Annotated in this window: 12 protein-coding genes and 6 pseudogenes; 11 read left to right on the top strand and 7 right to left on the bottom strand. The window is 68.9% G+C overall.

Going from position 1 to position 15,181, the window contains the following annotated elements:
- Positions 1 to 452 precede the first annotated feature (452 nt).
- Together JGS39_RS24285 and JGS39_RS24280 are read left to right on the top strand one after the other, a co-directional pair.
- On the top strand, positions 453 to 689 hold the full coding sequence (locus JGS39_RS24285) for a hypervirulence associated TUDOR domain-containing protein (RefSeq protein ID WP_219571574.1): 237 nt from the start codon (positions 453 to 455) through the stop codon (positions 687 to 689).
- A gap of 568 nt (positions 690 to 1,257) precedes the next feature.
- A complete protein-coding gene (locus JGS39_RS24280; protein WP_372456160.1) occupies positions 1,258 to 2,388 on the top strand; it encodes a spore photoproduct lyase family protein in 1,131 nt (376 codons plus the stop codon).
- Between the two features lie 441 nt (positions 2,389 to 2,829).
- Here the strand turns inward: JGS39_RS24280 and JGS39_RS41700 are convergent, their stop codons facing one another.
- Entirely contained in the window at positions 2,830 to 3,165 is a 336-nt protein-coding gene (locus JGS39_RS41700; protein WP_308120656.1) for a DUF6480 family protein, read from the bottom strand.
- 598 nt (positions 3,166 to 3,763) lie between these two features.
- On the opposite strand from JGS39_RS41700, the gene JGS39_RS24270 reads away from it, so the two are divergent.
- Positions 3,764 to 4,072, top strand: coding sequence for a hypothetical protein (locus JGS39_RS24270; protein ID WP_219571571.1), 309 nt, complete (start codon positions 3,764 to 3,766; stop codon positions 4,070 to 4,072).
- Positions 4,073 to 4,085: 13 nt separating this feature from the next.
- Positions 4,086 to 4,412: pseudogene (locus JGS39_RS41015) on the top strand (leucine zipper domain-containing protein); the annotation flags it as partial.
- Positions 4,413 to 4,635: 223 nt separating this feature from the next.
- On the opposite strand, the pseudogene JGS39_RS24260 reads toward JGS39_RS41015, so the two are convergent.
- A pseudogene (locus JGS39_RS24260) lies at positions 4,636 to 4,941 on the bottom strand (DUF308 domain-containing protein); the annotation flags it as partial.
- 5 nt (positions 4,942 to 4,946) lie between these two features.
- Between JGS39_RS24260 and JGS39_RS24255 the strand changes: the two are divergent.
- Positions 4,947 to 5,108: pseudogene (locus JGS39_RS24255) on the top strand (4-hydroxythreonine-4-phosphate dehydrogenase PdxA); the annotation flags it as partial.
- Entirely contained in the window at positions 5,105 to 5,890 is a 786-nt protein-coding gene (locus JGS39_RS24250) for a DeoR/GlpR family DNA-binding transcription regulator (protein ID WP_219571569.1), read from the top strand. The pseudogene JGS39_RS24255 and the gene JGS39_RS24250, both read left to right, overlap by 4 nt.
- A 466-nt stretch (positions 5,891 to 6,356) precedes the next feature.
- On the opposite strand, the gene JGS39_RS24245 is transcribed toward JGS39_RS24250, so the two are convergent.
- Positions 6,357 to 8,414, bottom strand: coding sequence for an NB-ARC domain-containing protein (locus JGS39_RS24245; RefSeq protein WP_372456159.1), 2,058 nt, complete (start codon positions 8,412 to 8,414; stop codon positions 6,357 to 6,359).
- Between the two features lie 158 nt (positions 8,415 to 8,572).
- A pseudogene (locus tag JGS39_RS41960) lies at positions 8,573 to 8,701 on the bottom strand (helix-turn-helix domain-containing protein); the annotation flags it as partial.
- A 570-nt stretch (positions 8,702 to 9,271) separates the two neighbouring features.
- Here JGS39_RS41960 and JGS39_RS24240 point away from each other — a divergent pair.
- Together JGS39_RS24240 and JGS39_RS41005 are read left to right on the top strand one after the other, a co-directional pair.
- Positions 9,272 to 10,306, top strand: coding sequence for a glycosyltransferase 87 family protein (locus JGS39_RS24240; protein WP_219571568.1), 1,035 nt, complete (start codon positions 9,272 to 9,274; stop codon positions 10,304 to 10,306).
- 50 nt (positions 10,307 to 10,356) lie between these two features.
- Positions 10,357 to 11,181: pseudogene (locus JGS39_RS41005) on the top strand (IS5 family transposase); the annotation flags it as partial.
- 21 nt (positions 11,182 to 11,202) lie between these two features.
- Here the strand turns inward: JGS39_RS41005 and JGS39_RS24230 are convergent.
- On the bottom strand, positions 11,203 to 11,625 hold the full coding sequence (locus tag JGS39_RS24230) for an ester cyclase (protein ID WP_219571566.1): 423 nt from the start codon (positions 11,623 to 11,625) through the stop codon (positions 11,203 to 11,205).
- A gap of 104 nt (positions 11,626 to 11,729) precedes the next feature.
- On the opposite strand from JGS39_RS24230, the gene JGS39_RS24225 reads away from it, so the two are divergent.
- Together JGS39_RS24225 and JGS39_RS24220 are read left to right on the top strand one after the other, a co-directional pair.
- The gene (locus JGS39_RS24225; RefSeq protein ID WP_236063656.1) at positions 11,730 to 12,344 is read left to right on the top strand and encodes a TetR/AcrR family transcriptional regulator; all 615 of its coding nucleotides are present in this window, start codon (positions 11,730 to 11,732) and stop codon (positions 12,342 to 12,344) included.
- A gap of 168 nt (positions 12,345 to 12,512) precedes the next feature.
- Positions 12,513 to 12,833, top strand: a pseudogene (locus tag JGS39_RS24220) (IS701 family transposase); the annotation flags it as partial.
- Positions 12,834 to 12,887: 54 nt separating this feature from the next.
- Here the strand turns inward: JGS39_RS24220 and JGS39_RS24215 are convergent.
- Positions 12,888 to 13,331, bottom strand: a complete 444-nt coding sequence (locus JGS39_RS24215) for a nuclear transport factor 2 family protein (protein ID WP_219571564.1) — start codon at positions 13,329 to 13,331, stop codon at positions 12,888 to 12,890.
- 103 nt (positions 13,332 to 13,434) lie between these two features.
- On the opposite strand from JGS39_RS24215, the gene JGS39_RS24210 reads away from it, so the two are divergent.
- Positions 13,435 to 14,025 (top strand): TetR/AcrR family transcriptional regulator, encoded by a 591-nt coding sequence (locus JGS39_RS24210; protein ID WP_219571563.1) that lies wholly within the window; start codon positions 13,435 to 13,437, stop codon positions 14,023 to 14,025.
- Positions 14,026 to 14,409: 384 nt separating this feature from the next.
- On the opposite strand, the gene JGS39_RS24205 is transcribed toward JGS39_RS24210, so the two are convergent.
- The coding region (locus tag JGS39_RS24205; protein ID WP_219571562.1) for an ArsR/SmtB family transcription factor at positions 14,410 to 15,181 on the bottom strand (772 nt) is incomplete at its 5' end.

Below are 15,181 nucleotides of genomic sequence, written 5' to 3'. Positions count from 1 at the left end.
CCCACGGGCTGGTTGAGGAAACAGCGCCGGTGTGGGGCCGGGTGATGGGGGCGAGGGGCGGGTGCCGAGGCGATGAGCCCGGCGCGGTGGCTCGCAGGTTCGGCGCGCGAACGCCGGGACCGACCCGTTGCACCGTCGTTGAAGGCGGATCCGGGGTGCCACGGCCGCAAGCATGTCGTCGGCGTGGCATCGCCACGCCTCACCGGTCGGCCGGATCGGCTTCCCGGGTCGAGCCCCACAGCCTCGCGCGACACGCATGGCTCCTGTGGCCATGACGATGTGCGGTCAACCGGGCAGGCTTGTCCCGGCCTCTCCGCCACAGGTCAAGCGGATGAGCGCAGTCCGTCATCGTGCGCAGGGGATGTGCAGCCGCGAATGTGGCCTGGTGAGGCAGGGGGCACGGGTGCGGCCCCGCGGCCGCACCCGCCGACGACTGAAAAGGGAGACCCACCATGGTGAAGAATGACAAGGGCCTGTCCAAGGGCGACGACGTCACCTGGCGAAGCCACGGGCATGACGTGGAAGGCTCTGTGACTCGGAAGGTGCAGAAGCGTGGCCAGGCGGCGGGCAGGACGGTGGACGCCTCCAAAGAGGACCCTCAATACGAGGTGCGCAGCGCCAAGACGGGCAAGAAGGCCGTACACCGTCCGGAATCACTGCGCAGGAAGAAGGGCGGGGGCAGCTCATGAGTGATCGGGGTGACGAGGGGCGCCAGGACAGGCTCGATCATTTCAATGGCGCTGCGAACATGGACTCGGGAGAACTGGACAAGTAGCTCGCCACCGAGCACTCACGTGAAGCGGGTCAAGCGAGCAACGGCAGAGAGCCCACCGGTCACACGTCGCACGGATTCGTTGGGTGTGCCCCCCAAGTTCTGACGGCGGCGGTCCGAGCACAGAGCGCCACGCCTCCGCGGCGCGTGCACCGGCCGGATGAGCGACCTCGGTGGCCTCGCCGGTCAGGCCGTCCTTACGGGGCGGTGCGGGGATCGGCCCCGCCCCGCCGTCCCCGGGAGATTCATCCTTCGGCACCGGGGCGGGTTCATATGCGACGCGCACGACGGTGGGGGACTGACCAGACTCCTTGATCTCGACGCTTGCTGGAGCAGGCGCAAGCGCGGCGCATGCCGCCTCGACACGACGATCAGTACGGACGAGCGGGTTCTCGGCTGGAGCACCCGCCTCCGGCGCAGGGCCTGGATTGGACAGACACGTGAATCAGCAGCCGGCGGAGTACGGGTCGGGAGCACCCCGACAGCTGCCACTTTTCGGGTGGTCGGACATCGCACCCGAGCCGGCCGTACTACCCGCGTTCCGGGACGGGCCGGAGGCCCGCCGGATGCTTGACGTGCGCGAGATCTACGCGGAGCCGGCCGCACTGGATTCCCCACGAGGCCGACAGATCGTGGGCCGGCTCCCAGGAGTACGCGTGACCGAGGTCGCAAGCCACTGGCGTATTCCCGCCCTCCACGGCAACGACGGAAACATCGGCCGATGGGTGCGTATCAAGACCGACACGCTTGTCCTCGGTGTGAAACACACGCTCCGGACGCGCCCCAATGGCAGGTCGGCCGATTGGATCGCCCCAGGGCCGTCGAACGGATGTGCAATGGCTTGCGCCTACTGCTACGTCCCTCGCCGAAAGGGTTACGCCAACCCCATCACGCTGTTCACCAACATCGAGGAGATCGTGGCCCATGTCCGCCGCCACGTGAGGGCCCAAGGCCGGAAGACGGAACCCAACCAGTGCGACCCCCGGGCGTGGGTCTACGACATCGGAGAGAACGGCGACTGTTCCGTCGATGCCCTGATCTGCGACAACACGTCCGATCTCATCGCTGCCTTTCGTGGCCTGCCGACGGCGAAAGCATCCTTTGCGACGAAGTTCGTCAACCCCGACCTGCTCGCGCTCGACCCGCAGGGGCGTACGAGGGTGCGCTTCTCCCTCATGCCACATCAAGACGCCCGTCTGCTCGACATCCGCACCAGCTCGATCCACGAGCGGATCGCGGCAGCCGCCGACTTCTTCGACGCCGGGTACGAGGTGCACTTCAACCTCTCGCCCGTAGTCCTGCGACCGGGATGGCAGCTGGACTGGGCCGAGCTGCTGACCCAGCTCGACGATGTCCTGCCCGCCCGTGTGAAGCGCCAGGCGGCCGCCGAGATCATCATGTTGACGCACAACCAGTCGCTCCACGAGGTCAACCTGGGCTGGCATCCTCGCGCAGAGGAGGTGCTGTGGCAGCCGGAGGCCCAGGAGGCCAAGCGCTCGCAGAACGGATCCCTCAACGTCCGCTACTCCCCGGCGATCAAACGGGAGTCGCTGGCCCGGCTTCGGCACTTGCTGTCCACCCATGCGCCATGGCTGCACGTCAGGTACGCCTTCTGACGGGAGTGCAGCGCCGAGCGACGTGCTCGCGGCTTCCGCCCTCCGACGGCGCCTGTTCCGGTGCCGTCTCGTCCCGAAAGAGCCGCCGCTCTAAATGCCGCCGGAGCCAGGTTCGGCGGGGCCTCGACGTCGGTGGGTTCTGCGGCGGAAGGGGAAACGGACGCCGACCGCCGCACGGGCGTCGAGGTGCGGGCCGGTGGGCGCAGTACGACATGCAGAACCACCCCCTCGGAAGCACACCTATCACGCTGTGGTCCTGTAGCGCGGAGGGGCACGGCATCACCTCCGTGCGTGCCACGTGCCGGTAGAGATGCGCCGAAGCCGAAGCCGAAGCCGAAGCCGAAGCCGAAGCCGGTCACGAGTCCGCCGGGGCCGGAGGCCGCGGGGCCAGCATTCTGCGGCTGGAGGCATGAGTCTCCGTACCTCGCCAAGCGCCAGGGGTCATCCGTAGCCGAATATCCGCCCTATGAAGTATGCGGCGAAGAAGATCGATCCCAGGAGGATCAGTCCTGCCCAGAACCTTGGGTGTTCCCAGATACCTCCGTCCGCCGGTTGCCGATGGACTTCGCCTATGGAGCCCTCGGCCGGTGGTGTCTCTCCCGGTGGAGTCAGTGACATAGTCATACCTCCACCTTCGCCCCATCCCGCCGCTCCCGCAGCGCGCGCGAAGACCTGGCAGCACCGGGAGCTGGGAGTCCGTTCCCGGGTGGGTGACCTGCAATACGAGACCTTGCCTCGCGCGCTCTCACCGTCCGTGACACGCCGTTGCCCGTCCACATGCTCAGGGGTACTTCGGACGCTCCACACTCGATCTCCCTCTCTCGCGCGAGCGGGCCGCGCAGGCCAGACGCGTCGGTGGTGTCACTTCTGCCACCTTCGTACGTGACGCTGCTCGTCACGCCGCATGCCGGGGCGTTGGTCGCAGCATCCGATCAGGCGTCCGCAAGGCTCTCCAGATCAGCAGAATGCTCTGACCAGGTGAGCATGCGGGGCTACGGGGATGCGGGAAGGAGACGCGGCCGCCCGACAGGAGGTTGCTGCGGAGAGTATGGATCTGGAGCTCGGTGACTGCCGGCCGCTGCTGAGGCCGCCCAGACCGGTGAGTCCGTCGACGTAGTGGCGTGACCTGCCGATGCATTGTTCGGCGCCACCGCGCGCCGGTTCGGGCCCTTCCACATGCCGCACGGTCAGCCAGCGTCCTCCTCCCGGGCGGGTCGCCGCAGTGACGCCATCCGACGATCCGGTCGGGGCATGCGGCACGAGGAAGCTGCGGCGCCTGATCAGCGGCCGCACGGCGGGTTCCTCGATAACTTCTGAGAATCAGGGAAGCCGGAGCGATACGTGAGAAAGTCCCCGCTGTACGTGAGGAGCTGTCATGACCACCTTTGTCATCACTGTGCCCGGAACCTTTGTTGCCGGCATCACAGACACGTCCTGCGCGACTCTGGAGGGCAGGCTGGCTGAGCAGCACACCGACCTGAGCGAGAGTGAAGGGCTCGATCTGCTCAGTGTCAACGATGATGGCACCTTCTCCATCCGCCTCGAAGTCGAAGCCGCGGACCGGTACCAGGCTGAACTGGATGCCGTGGGGCTCGTATCCGCCGCCCTGCAGGAGACGGGGTTCTCGGGGGAGGACGCACCATTGGGAACACCTGCCGTCACCGGGATCGACAGCGACCTCTGAGAGTGGGAAACAATCAGGTTCGGTTCCACACAAGTGGGTGCGACGGTGGCGGGCGGAAGGCGACACGGGGCTGTTCGACCGCTCGAGCCGGCCGCACACGACGCCGCACCGCACAGCCTCCGAGACGGAAGCCGTTGTCTGTGATCTGTGGCAGGCTCGCAAGCTCGGTCCGGCCAGGATCGGCCCGATCCTCGGTCCGGCCGCTTCCCCGGTGCACCGGATCCTGACCCGTCACGGCAACATCAAGAAGCGCGGCAACATCCCTGACGGCGGCGGGTGGCGCACGGTCGGCAGAACGGATGGCAAGCAGAACCGGCAGGCCACCACCGACCTGCGCAAGAGCTGCCAGAAAGTGTCGAACGGGTGCCGCGCCCGGTCGCGTCTCTCTTTGGCTTGGCGCACGACCATAGGGGCGCCGGACCTGGCTGTGCCCCGCTGTCCTGCGCCCCCTGACCGGTCCACCCGCGCGGGTTCACGACGCGGGCGGGCCGGTCCGAGCTGCTGTGGGCGGATGAGCCCCAAGTCCCGCCGTCAGCATGCCTGCCATCGGCATCGACGGGCCATCAGCTCTTCCGGTCCGCGGCCTTGAGGCGGAGTGCGGAGACGAGGAAGAAGACGCCGCCGAGGAACGCGTATCCGGCGAGATTCGTGAGCGTGGCTCCGTCCTTGCCGGCCTGAAGGAAGAAGCTCGCGCCGGCGAGGGTGGAAATTGCGCCGCTCACGATCATCGGCCACTGCCCGCCCATCCGGCGCCGGACCAGACCCACGGCGAGCTGCGCGATGCCCGCCGTTACGGCCCAGACACCCCAGACCCGCAGGACGGCCGGGATTCCGGAGGTGAGCGCGACCGTCAGGGCGATGCCGGTGAGAACGCATCGAGAACGGCGTCAACGTCACCGTCGGACTCCCCGTCATCCGCACTTCCGTCGACCACGGCACCGCCTTCGACATCGCCGGAACCGGCACCGCCCGGGGCGGCAGCATGGTCGAGGCGCTTCGCCAAGCGGTCGCCCTTGCCACCGAAAGGCACCGATGACCAGTGCGGAAGCCCGCGCCAGGTGCGAAAGCATCGTGGAGCTGGCCCAGGACGCCGGTCCGACGGGAGTGGACGATCTCAGTGTCCGCTTCGCGGTGAGCCCGTCCACGATCCGCCGTGACCTCGCCCGCCTCACCACCGACGGACGCCTCGCACGCACGTACGGCGGAGCCATGGCGCTGACCGCTTCCGCCGAGACGTCCCTGCAGCGGCGCACGGACGAGGCGGCCGAGGCCAAGCGGGCCATCGCGGCGCTCGCGTTGACCCGCATCGCAGCGGGCGCCACGGTCCTCTTCGACGCCGGTTCCACGGTGGCCGCACTGGCCCGGGCCCTGCGCGGGGTGGCGGACGGGGTCACCGTCGCGACTCCCAGTCTGTCCGCGGTGTTCGAACTCGGCGGGGCCGAAGGCGTGCACCTCACCTGCCTGGGTGGCCACTACCGGCCGCTCAGTCACGCGTTCGTCGGCCCGCTCGCCGAAGCGGCGCTGGAACGCATGACCTTCGACGCGGTGTTCCTCGGTACGGACGGCGTCTCTCCCGCACTCGGGATCTGCGAGGCCGACGCGGAGCAGATCAGGCTCAAGGAACTGATGGCGCGCCGGTCGCACCGGGTGTACGTCCTCGCCCACGCGGCGAAGCTGGGAGCCTCCCCCTTCCACGCCTGGGCACCCTGGCAGCCCGGCTGGACCCTCGTCACCGACACCTCGGCTGACCCGGCCCTGCTCGACGCGCTGCGCGCCCGCGAAGTCGAGGTGCTGCTCGCACCACCGACGTCCGACTGACCGGGCGACAGCGGAGTCCAGCTCCTGCCCGGCCGACCGTACGGGTCAGCTGCCGGCGTGATCTTCGATCGGGCGAAGCGCGCTTCGAGTCCGGTGCGGCCGGCCGGTGCGCCGGCACGGCCGCAACCCCGGGCGCTCCCGTACCGCTCAGGAAGCACGACCGGCGGCTCCAGCGAAGGGGACGCACCGAAACGTAGTGCTGACGGCGTGCGAATCCGTTCCGTGTTCCACCCGAACCGCTTGCGGCCCTGCCCGCGGTCCGCGCCCATCGTGACCGCGACACCTCGTTGTCGTAACGGGGGCTAAGAGGCTGAACAACAGTTGCGGCGTTGTCGGTGACAGCACGCCGCCGGACGTGTCGGCAGGCACGGCAGTGCGGGGCCGGGCGAAAACCGCTTCCCCGCCGTTGGGACGGGCACCAGTTCCACGATGCGGGCGGCGGTCGCATCTGGAGGAACGAGGCGTCTCAGCCGGTCGACTGGCCGGCGATGCCGAACCCTGCGGTGACTTGGCACAGTTCGTCGGCGGCTTCGCGCTGGCGGGGATTGTTGAGCCCGACGAGGGTGCGGTGGGCCGTGGTCAACGTCGCGCGGGCCTCGTGGTGGCGGTTGAGGTGGCGCAGGGTAATGCCGAGGTCGAGGCGGACGGGTTCGCTCCAGGCAGGCATCCGGCCTGCCTCGAAGTGGGCCAGGGCGGCACGCAAAGGGGATTCGGCCTGGCCCCATTGCCCCAGGGCCATGAGGTCACTGCCGAGGTTGTGGCGGGTCTGCGCCAGATAAGAGGCGACGAGGTCGCGCGGCTTCCCCGGCACTCCGGCGAGGCAGAGAGCTTCGCTGCGCCGGTGGATGACCAGGGCCTCGTCCGTCCGGTTGGCGTAGCGCAGGTGCTGGCCCAGGGTGTTGAGAATGGTGAGTTCGGCGAGGCGGACTTGCGCGTCTGTGTGGTTCCCGAGGTGGGCGGCTGCTTCGTGCAGCCGGGCAATGGACTCGTCGGTCCGTCCGAGCCGACGGAGTGCTCCTGCCTCGTAGCCCAGGGCCCACCCCGCTTGGAGCTGGTCTGCGGCCTCGTATGCCGCGGCCAGGGCGGCTTGTGCGGCGGCCAGGGCGGCGGGGTAGTCGTGGAGGCAGAAGTTGTAGGCCCAGGCGAGGTAGTTGAGGTGGACGGCCTCGTCGCGCCTGCTGCCGAGCGCGCGGGCGGAGTCAACGGCCCGCTGGAACACCTCCGCCCACAGCTCCCAGTGCGCGGTCACGTCGGAAAACCAGTGCATCGCTTCGGCGGCGTCGATGACCTGCTGGTGCCGGCCTGCCGCCTGGGCCTGGCCCAGGGCCGCGAGCCACTGGGGCCGCTCGGCCTCCAGCCAGATCCGGGCCTGCTCGCGGCCGGTGGGCGCGGTGGCCAGGTCGGGGTCGCCTTCGGGCGCGTCCTGGTGGCGGTCGGCATCGAAGCGCAGTGCGGCGGCGGTTGCCCGGCGCAGGATCCAGTGGGCGGCCCGGTCCCGGGCAGCGGCGATCTGGGTGGGATCGTCATCCTCGACCAGTTGTTCGGCGGCGAACAGGCGCAGGAGGTCGTGGAAGCGGTAGCGGTCGGCGGTGGAGTGGGGCTGGAGCAGTCCGGCGTCGGTCAGCCGTTCGGTGCAGCGCGCGGCCTGGCGTCGGGGTATGCCTGCCAGGAGGGCCGCGGTGGTGGGGCTGAAGTCGGGGCCGCAGGCGAGTGAGGCGCGGCGGAAGACGGTGCGGGCGGCCGGGCTGAGCTGACGGTAGGACAAGGTGAAGGCGGACCGTATCTGCAGGGATCCTGCCTGCAGGGTGTCCAGGCGGTCCCCGTGAGCGGTGAGCTGGGTAACGAGTTTGGCCAGGGTCTCGCCGGGCCGGGAGGCCAGGCGCTGGGCGGCGATGCGCACTGCCAAGGGCAAGTACCCACAGAGTTCCGCGAGGTCGCGGGCGGCCTGTGTCTCCCGCTCGACCCGCTCCAGCCCGATGACGCGGGTGAGGAGTTCGACCGCTTCCTCCCGGCGCAGCAGCGCCAGCTCCGTGCGGTGGACGGCTTCCAGGCCGGCCAGCGAGCGGCGGCTGGTGACCAGGGTCAGACAGGCGCCGTGGCCGGGCAGTAGGGGGCGGACCTGGTCCTCGTCGGCGGCGTTGTCCAAAAGGAGCAGTACCCGGCGCTCGCGCAGCACCGAGCGCAGCAGACCGCTGCGCTCGTCGGTGGCGGCCGGTACAGCGGTCTCGGCCACACCGAGCGCGTAGAGGAGCCGGGCGAGCACCTCGCGCGGCGGTGTGGGCTTCGGGTCCATGCCGCGCAGGTCGACGGCGTACTGCCCGTCCGGGAAACCTGGCGCCAGAGTATGGGCGGCGTGCACGGCGAAGGCGGTCTTGCCCAGCCCGGGCTGCCCGCAGATTACGGCGACCGGCGGTCGGGCGGGATCGAGGTGCTCGGCCAGGACCCGCAGCCCGGCCAGGGCGGGGCCGCGGGCGGTGAAGTCACAAAGATCGCGCGGCAACGCCAGCCCGTGCCCAGCCGCCAACCCCGCGCCTGTCCTGTCCCGGCCGACGACCTGGGCCCCGTCCCGCCGACGGCCCGCGGACGACCCGACCGGGCGGCGTCCTCCAGCTCACGGCCCACAACGCCATCCACTCCCAAGGCCGATACCAATGCCTCCACCGTGCGCTGCCTCGGCCCTCGCGTCCGCCCGCGCTCCATGTCCGACAGCGCCCGCACACTGATCCCCGCCCGCTGGGCCAGCCGCTCCTGGCTGATGCCCGCTCCCGTGCGCAGTGCGTGCAGACGCTCGCCGAACTTGTTGTCGCTCACAGCTGTGGTCCCCCTGGTTCGCGTGGCCCGGCCGGAACGGCGTACCTACTGGTAGTACTCACCGGCAGAAGTATGCGGGCCGCTCTATCTACCGGTCGAACTTCCTGGTCCCCCCGACCTGCACTGGATTGGATGAGGTGTGTCGGGCGCGGTCCTGTGCGCTCTCGTGCAGGGGGAAGACGCCAGGGCGCGGATCAGCATGCGCTGAAACGCGCCTCACGTCACGCAGGGCGCCATGCCGGCCACCCGACAGCGGGCGCCCGGTTCGCCAACGCATCCAACCGGTTGCTGCGCGTCTGTTCACTTGTGAAGACGACTTTCTAGACAAGGCCCCTTTGCGTGTATATACCCCGATTCTCAGATGCCTCCGGTCAACGTCCGGGTCGCCGCTCCAGCATGGCTGTCCGCCGGTGGGACCTGTGGGCATTGGCGGCGAGCTCCTTGATGGCCCTGGGCGTGGGGCTTGCTTCCGCATCCAACACATCGCAGCACCGGTGGGGACTTGCCGCCGCTGTCGCCTATGCCTGTGCCGCGCTGGTGTCGCTGGGTTCCCGTGTCCAGTGGTCTCGTGTGGTGGCCCTGATCGGCGTCGTCGGCGCGCTGGCCGTTCCACTGGTGTGGCTGACTGCCGTGGGCCTGCAGCAGATGGAGGTCGGCGTCGTCGAACGGTCCGCCCAGCACTTCCTGGAGACCGGCACCCCTTACCTCTCGCATCCGGTCGCGGTGCGTGACTTCAACCCCTACCTGCCCGGCATGGCCCTCTTCGGGCTCCCCCACGCGCTGTTCGGCGCGGGAGTGTTCTCCAGCGCCCGCCTGTGGAGTCTGGCCGGGTTCGTTGCCGCGCTGGCCGCTGCCGTGGCCGTGCTGGTCAAGGGCCGGCCGCAGGCCCGACGTACGGCGGTGACGGGAGCGGCATGGATCGCGGCCTGCCCCGTGGTGGCGCTGCCGCTGGCCATAGGCGGAGTCGATCCCGTGGTCGTGGCCTTGGTTCTTCTGGCCCTGGCATACGCGCACCGGGGCCGTTCCGTGGGTGCGGGTCTGGCACTGGGAGCGGCATCCATTCTCAAGTGGACCGCGTGGCCGGCCATACCGGTCATCGTGGTCCTCCTGGCTGCGACCAAGGGATCACGCGCGGCCAGGACCGCGGCTGCAGTGGCGGTCGCAGTGGCGGCGTTGGTGGTCGTGCCGCCGCTCCTGGCCGATCCGCAGGCCTTCCTCGACAATGCGGTGCTCTACCCCTTCGGACTGAGCGATACTGCCTCGACCGCCGCCAGCCCGCTCCTGGGCGCCCTCCTGTCTGCCGTGCTGCCCCACGGAAAGACCATCGCCGTGGTTCTGATAGGCGTCGGCGCCATTGCCACAGCCATGTCGCTCATCGTTCAGCCGCCGACGACCACGGCGGCTGCCGCCCACCGGCTCGCGCTCGGCCTCACCATCGCCATCCTGCTGTCTCCGGCAACCCGCATCGGCTACGCCGTCTACCCCCTTACCCTTCTGATCTGGGCCCGCTGCACCACCCTGGTCAGGCCACAACCCGCCCCGGAACTGATGCCGTACCAGGGCACCAGCAGTCCAGTACTGCCCCCGGCCGCAGAGCGGTTCTGAGTGGGCGGTTCGTGAGTCTTTGAGTGGTCTTGCTGTCGCCCGATGGTGTGGTGGCGGGGCGGAATCTACCGGAGCGGTTCGGGCCGTGGGAGACGGTCTATAGGCGTCATCGCCGCTGGCCAGCGGATGGAACGTGGCAGATGTTGCTCTCGAAGGTGCAGGCCGCCGAGGACGCTGTCGGCCGGATCGACTGGGACGTGTGGGTGGACTCCACCGTGGTGCGGGCTCACCAGCACGCCGCCGGTGCGAGAAGGGCGCCCCCGGCCGTCATTCCCTGAAAGGGGGCCGGGCGAGGGACGAACCAGGTCGATCCGGTGCTGCGGAATCTGCTCGTCCGGCTGGAGGAGGCGGTCAAATCGGCGAATGCCTGGGACGGTCCCGAGGCGGCTTCACCACCAAGATCCACCTCGCGGCCGAAGGATGACGCCGCCCCCTCGCCATCGTCCTGACGCCCGGGCGCTACGGGGACGGTCCGCAGGTCGAGTGCGTGCTGGAGCTGATCTCCGTGCCTCGCAACGGAGTCGGACGGCCTCGCGCCCGGCCTTGTCCTGGCGGACAAGGCCTACACGTCCCGCACGAACCGCCGCTACCTGAGAAGACGCGGAATCCGGCACCCCGTCCCCGAACGCCTCGACCAGTAAAGGCATCGCAAGAACCGAGGTTCCCGAGGCGGCCGACCCAACGGCTTCGACCGCGAGCACTACAAGAAGCGCAACACCGTCGAACGCACCATCAACCGCCTCAAGGGCTTCCGCGCCGTCGCCACCCGCTACGAGAAACGCGCCTACACCTACCTCGGCACCGGCACACTCGCAGCCCGCGCCATCTGGCTACGAACATGGTCCGAGAAGCAGCGCCTACTACTCCAGTCGTAGATCCAGAGGCAGGAGGTTCTTTCACAGGCCCAACTGGTCGCGCATCGCATCGGCGTCGCGCAGGGCCCAGTGCTCGACGATTCGGCCGTTGCGGACGCGGACCATGTCCATGCTGAGGACTTCGTAGCGTCGGCCGGAGTCTGTGTGGGTGCCCCTGCTGGTGTACCGGTTGACGGAGGTGTCGCCGGAGACGAGGTTCTGCTCAATCGTCACAGAGACGTCGTGGAACGCGCTGCCCGCGCTCATCTGCTCCCACTTCTGCCGCCAGGCTTCGCGTCCCCGGTGATCGCCTTGGGTGCCTCCCCGGTGGTCGACGACTTCGGGGTCGATGAGTTCCAGGGCGTCTTCGAGCCGGCCTTCCAGGATCTGCGCGTAGCTCTCGACGATGCGCCGGTGAATCTCTCCCGGTCCTGGGTGCGCGGTGTCTTTTGTCCCCTGCGGCATGCGGCATCTCCTCTGGTTGGAATACGAGGCGGTAAGTGGGGAGCTCCCCGTTTGCCGTGTTCGGCTACCGTAACCGGGGAAGTCCCCGATTAACAAGGAGGGTCATGCCAACGCAGAGCGCCGGACCTGCGCCGCGTTCGGAACCCCGGCGTCGTCGTCGCGCGGACGCCCAGCGCAACTACGACCTGCTCGTGGCCGCGGCCAGAGACGTCTTCCACGACCACGGCGTCGACGCCCCGCTTGACGACGTCGCCCGTCGGGCCGGCGTCGGCAACGCCACCATGTATCGGCACTTCCCGACGCGTCGCGAACTGATCATCGCCGTCTACTCCGAGGAAGTGGCCGAGCTCTACGCCCGGAGCCAGTCCCTACTGGCCGAGGATCCTCCGGGCGACGCCCTCTTCGCCTGGCTTCAGGATTTCATCGCACACGTGGCAGCCAAGCGGGAACTGGCGCTGTCGATCACTGATGACCGCGCCGGTCAGCGATCGGCGCTGTTCGACCGCTGGCACCAGTCGATGCACACAGCCGCGTCCGCCCTGCTGACCCGGGCGCAAAGCGCCGGTGCTGTCCGCGCCGACCTCAACGCATCGGAACTACTTGCCCTGGCCAACGGGATCGCCCTGACCACCACCGACGCCACTCAAGCAGAGCGACTGGTCGTCCTTGTCAGACAGGGCACGGACACTCGCTCGACACCGGCCGACAGCATCCGCTGAAAGCGGCAAGCACGACGCCGACTTCCGCCGCGTCCTCGAAACACGCGATCTGGACCGCTACTGCGAGCCACTCGGGCATGAAGATCACGATCTACGACTGGAGTACTGCTACTCCAGCGGTAGATCGTGATCTTGGTGGTGAGGGCCGATGCGCACATGGGTGCAGCCACGGACAAGTCCGGAAAGGGCCTGGCCGGACTGGACGAGCACCAACTCCGCCGCTATGCGTCCTGGTTTCGCTGGGTCACCCTCGCCATGCTCGCCTACGCCTTCCTGGCGGTCGTCCGCGCCGACGAAGGCGCCCGCCATCCCGTGCCGGACGACCTGATCCCGTTTTCCTGCAGCGAGATCGCACGTCCGTTCATCACACTCATCGCCCAGCGCATCCACGACACGGCCCACAGGCTCCGCTGGTCCCACTGGCGACGCCGCGACCAGGCCCGGTCCCGAGCAAGCCACTACCGCCACCAGGCTGCCGCCCCAGCGTGATCATGGGCTGGATGCTTTCTACTCGCGGTAGCCCGACCTCTCGTCATGCATCAGTCACCCTTGCTGGTCCAGCGCGGCGAGCAACTGGCTCGCGCGTCCGTCCGCTGCGGCGAAGGCGAGGTGGTCGTGGAAGTCGCGGGTCTCGACTATCAGGCCGTCCCTGATGCGCAGTACCTGAATGTTGGCGGTACGGAAGGTGCGGCCGGTGGCAGGGTGCATGCCCTCGTAGTCGAACTCCGCGATCACGACCTCGGGGTCGTCGGTCTTGTGGACGTGAATGTTCTCGGCGCGCAGGCGGATCGCGCCGGCGGCCTCCAAGGCGGCGAAGTGCTTACGGAGTTCCGCCCGTCCGTGAATTCGGCGTGGGGGAACCGGCGAGAAGGCGATCTCCACCTCGGCGTCCTCCGCGTAGAGCTCGGTGAGTTCGCTCCACTTTCCCGCCGAGATGAGGCCGATCAATCGCCCGAAGATCTCCTGCGGCGTAGTTGGTGCAGACATGGCTGACCTCAGTGATCCTGCCGCCTATAATCGGATAGGCGACTCCGTTTCCGACGATACGGATACGCGACTCCGTTTGTCCAGGCATGGTGAGGGACACTTGATGACTGATCAGACTCCGCCCGTCACGGGCGCGAAGCCCTTGCGCGCCGACGCGCGGCGAAACCGCGCGCGGCTGCTGGAGGTCGCCGAGGAGGTCTTCACCGAGCGGGGCACCGGCGCGTCCACGGAGGAGATCGCCCGCCATGCGAACGTCGGCATCGCCACCGTGTTCCGGCATTTCCCCACCAAGGAAGCCCTGTTGGAAGCGGTGCTCGTCCGCCGATTGGAACGGCTGGCCGAGGAGGGGCTACGCCTGGCGGCAGAGATCGGCCCGACGGGCGCTCTCTTCGCGTTCTTCGACCTGGTAGTGGATCAGTCTCCGGTGAAGAATGCCTTCGCTGCGGCGCTCGCGGGCGCGGGAGTCGATGTCCGGGCCGCCACCTCCGAGGCTGGACGCGCCATGGGCGAGGTACTCACCGAGCTTCTCGATGGCGCCCAGCGGGCCGGCGTGGTGCGACGGGACCTGGAGGTACCGGAGCTGACGGCGATCCTGGTGGGCACCTGCCGCATGATGGAGCACCTGGACGGCCACCCGGAGGCCGCGAAGCGCGCCCGTGCGGTTGTACGGGACGGGCTGAAGGCGTGCCCGTGAGCGTTGAAGGACCTCTGCCGCACGGACATTCCTGCTTCCGAAGGCGGAGCGGACAGCCTACGTTCCGGGCAGCCTGAACCGTAAGGATCACGATCTACGGCTGGAGTGCCAGGGGTTCGAAGGCCCGCGTTCGCTTCATGCGTGGTGCATGGAAGACTCCGAGGGGGAGACATGGCCTATCTCGTTGAGTTGCCGATTGCTGCGGCGGACGGACGACCTGATGTTGTGAGGGCCGAGATCGAGGCGCCGGACGAGACCGGGATCGAGTTCGGGTTGTCACTGTCCGCGGAGGCGGATGTGGTGATCTCCAGTACTGCGGCTGCGGCTCCGGCTCCGCGGAGCTAAGTGGTCGGCTCCGAGAATCCTTCGAGGGTTGACGTGAGGTCAGGCGGAGGCGGCTTGGAGGAGGGTTGCGGCTGCGGTGGTGCGGGCGTAGAGGACGGAGCGGCCGGCGCGGTGGGCGCTGACCAGGCCCGCGTTGCGCAGCGCGGTGAGGTATTGGGATACCCCTGCGGGGGAGAGCCCGGTGCGGTGGGCCAGCTGTGTGGTGGAGGCCGGGATCTCCAACTCGGTCAGCAGCAGGGTCCGCGAGCGGCCCAGTACGGCGGAGAGGGTGTCGGTCCGGGGGACGGGGCGCTTCGTCCACAGTGAGCCGACACCGCGTGCCGGATAGGCGAGTTGGGGCGGGTCCGGCGGCGTCGTGCGGGTGCGCAGTCCCGGTCCGGTGAAGGCGGAGGGGATCAGCAGCAGTCCTGTGCCTGCTGTCGTGCGGGTCAGTGGCTGCTTTCGGCGGGCCATCCGCAGTGCGTTGCCGTCCCAGCTCAGCGCCGTGTGCAGGTCGTTGAGGAGGTGGCCGGTTCCGTGCTCGGCGGCCAGACGGGCCCGGTAGAGGATGTCTGCGTCCAGGACGGCCCGGATTCGTGCCCAGTAGGGGGCCAGGGCCAGCTCCCAGTACGTTTCGATTTCTTCTGTGACCTTGGCCAGGAGGCCCTGTGGGTCGTTGTGCAGGGCTCGCAGCCGGGGGCCGAGGTTCCCCTGGTGGCGGGCGAGGTGGTCGAGGTCCTGGCGTACCCGGTCGGTGGGCGAGGCCCCGATCGCGTCCCGCTCTGCCGCCGGGGTGGGGGCCGGTCCGGCGGCAGAGCGGGACGCGATCGGG

The organism is Streptomyces poriferorum, from assembly GCF_019399235.1.
GTDB lineage: Bacteria > Actinomycetota > Actinomycetes > Streptomycetales > Streptomycetaceae > Streptomyces > Streptomyces poriferorum.
The sequence above is the reverse complement of the archived record's forward strand: the minus strand, read 5'-3'. Positions and strand labels throughout refer to the sequence as shown.